This is a genomic window from Burkholderia sp. Bp9031 (assembly GCF_003857965.1).
GTDB lineage: Bacteria > Pseudomonadota > Gammaproteobacteria > Burkholderiales > Burkholderiaceae > Burkholderia > Burkholderia ambifaria_A.
Map to the genome: position 1 here is coordinate 1 of NZ_QTPW01000076.1, position 2,222 is coordinate 2,222.

The 2,222-nt window shown below is 59.6% G+C and carries 2 protein-coding genes and 3 tRNA genes; all 5 read right to left on the reverse strand.

Translation table 11 applies throughout. The features are described 5' to 3' along the window. On the reverse strand, window positions 1-92 hold a 92-nt coding region (locus DIE15_RS36505), incomplete at its 3' end, for a GTP-binding protein (RefSeq protein ID WP_018003793.1). A 65-nt stretch (window positions 93-157) separates the two neighbouring features. Next, a tRNA-Thr gene (locus tag DIE15_RS36510) sits at window positions 158-232 on the reverse strand. A gap of 25 nt (window positions 233-257) precedes the next feature. Beyond that, window positions 258-331 (reverse strand) — tRNA-Gly (locus tag DIE15_RS36515). A gap of 43 nt (window positions 332-374) precedes the next feature. Beyond that, window positions 375-460 (reverse strand) — tRNA-Tyr (locus DIE15_RS36520). 161 nt (window positions 461-621) lie between these two features. Further along, window positions 622-864, reverse strand: coding sequence for a hypothetical protein (locus tag DIE15_RS36525; protein ID WP_124835870.1), 243 nt, complete (start codon window positions 862-864; stop codon window positions 622-624). Window positions 865-2,222: the final 1,358 nt, after the last annotated feature.

Below are 2,222 nucleotides of genomic sequence, written 5' to 3' on the forward strand. Positions count from 1 at the left end.
GCTGCCGTCAGCGTCGTCTTGCCGTGGTCAACGTGACCAATCGTTCCAACGTTGACGTGCGGCTTGGTCCGCTCAAACTTTTCCTTGGCCATTTTCAACTCCCGAAAGGAATTTCACATGTTGCGCCGCGCGCAAACAGACACTGACTTTTTACTGCTGGTGCCCATGGGCAGGATCGAACTGCCGACCTCTCCCTTACCAAGGGAGTGCTCTACCACTGAGCCACATGGGCGGTATTACGCTTCAACTTCACGGACTGGAGCGGGTGAAGGGAATCGAACCCTCGTCGTAAGCTTGGAAGGCTTCTGCTCTACCATTGAGCTACACCCGCACGGGCCACTAACGATTCCTTACCGCTCTCTGCGCTGATGTTCTGGTGGAGGAGGTTGGATTCGAACCAACGTAGGCGTAAGCCAACAGATTTACAGTCTGCCCCCTTTAGCCACTCGGGCACCCCTCCGTAGAGAACTGACGATTATGGGGGTGCATCGCAGTCTTGTCAAGCACATCCGGAAGATTATTTTCATTCTCTTCCAACACGCTCGAGCGACTCACCCGACACCCACGCTCGCCCGGCTGAGGCAAGCACGAGAGGATCGCCATCCGGCGTCCACATCTTCGTCAGACTCCGCCTTCAACGTCGATTTGCATCTTCGCTGAAAACGAAAGACCGCCATCATAAGGCCTCTCGCGCATAATGCCAAGCGGGTAGATGAAAAAAATCGCAAATTTCATGCCGGAGGGGTCTGCGAGGCCTCCACCAAGGGCTCGGACCGGCCGCAGTTGGTTAGCGGGAGATGCGTCAATGAAGCCGTTAGGCACGGCCGACACCTCCGCAGTGGTTGCCGGCACATCGACGCTCAAGCCAGATTCGGCGTAAAGGGCGGGCGTTCTCGTCAGGTCCGCCGCGACGCGGGAATCTCAATGTCTCAGGATGGCGCCCTCATATCACCGCAGACAGAAGAGCTGGTGCGACACCATCCCCTGTTGCGATCAACCCCGCCCGTCCCCGTCCCCTCTCACGTCCCACGCGAAAGCCGGGTCAACCTCCTTGCCCTCGCGCTGATCTTCGCCGCTTCCGCGGCCCATAGGGACGATACCGAAAATGCGCGGGTCGCGCTGAAAGGATCACGGCAATCCGACAGCAAGCACTTTCCGAGAGCCACGCCGCAAGGCCTACGACAGATGCTGCAACTCGCGCTGTGTGCGACACGCTGAAACCGCCAATCGACGCCAACTGCTTGATCGCGGCCGATAAGAGCGACTCCTGTAAGCGCAGAGCTCGGGAAGCGATCACGTGCGCGTGGTTGCTGGCCGACGCTTCGACCAACCTTGTCGCGGCCGGCAACAATGGGGACGCCGCCCGGAGGCGCCGCCGACAGTTCGGCTCGCCTTGATGCCTTGCAGCCGCCCGATACAACGATGTGCACTCGCGCGCCTGGCTGCAACGTCGCCTGCAACCACGGAGATTTACCAAGAAACGCATCGGTCATTCGCCGACACCTTGAACAAAATTACCGACATTGGGCGCAGATAGCCGAAATATACGGGCCGATGGGCCGCGATGATGGATTATCAGGCGCGACGACTCGGCACGTTGTGCGATGCGCCCAAGGCCGCAAACAATGAGAGAACGGGTGGGAGACGAGATCACTCCGAGCATGAAACGGCCACTGACGACAGCCGGACAAGTGACGAAATCTTCCTCTCCGCAAGGACGATCGCCCGTACCCCCAATGCAATGGTCGATCGTTCGAAGGATGGACGCCGGCGTGGAGTTGGATACCAACGTAACAAGAACTGACGGATGCGGCAGATTTCGCCCCGCGGGTTCGATACTGTCGACCGTGACCAGAACCGAGGTACGTCAGCCTGACACCATCAGACCAATCGACTCGCCGTCGATCCGATTCCCGCTCAGCGAGCGGTGCAAGACTGGCTTGCTCGGCAGTCGAGACGGCAGTTGCAGCGGGATCGAGCTACTGGGCCCGGCTGCGACGCGGGTGCGACGTGCATGAGGATCCTGCCTGGCCAGCTCACCGGCCTACCGGCACGATCTCCCAAGCCAACACCTGGCGGCCATCGCCCTTTTCCTTTTCCGGCGCCACAAATGCAAAAACCCCCGCCTGTTCGGGCGGGGGTTTCTGGCTTAGGGAGCCTGACGATTACCTACTTTCACACGGGAATCCGCACTATCATCGGCGTAGAGTCGTTTCACGGTC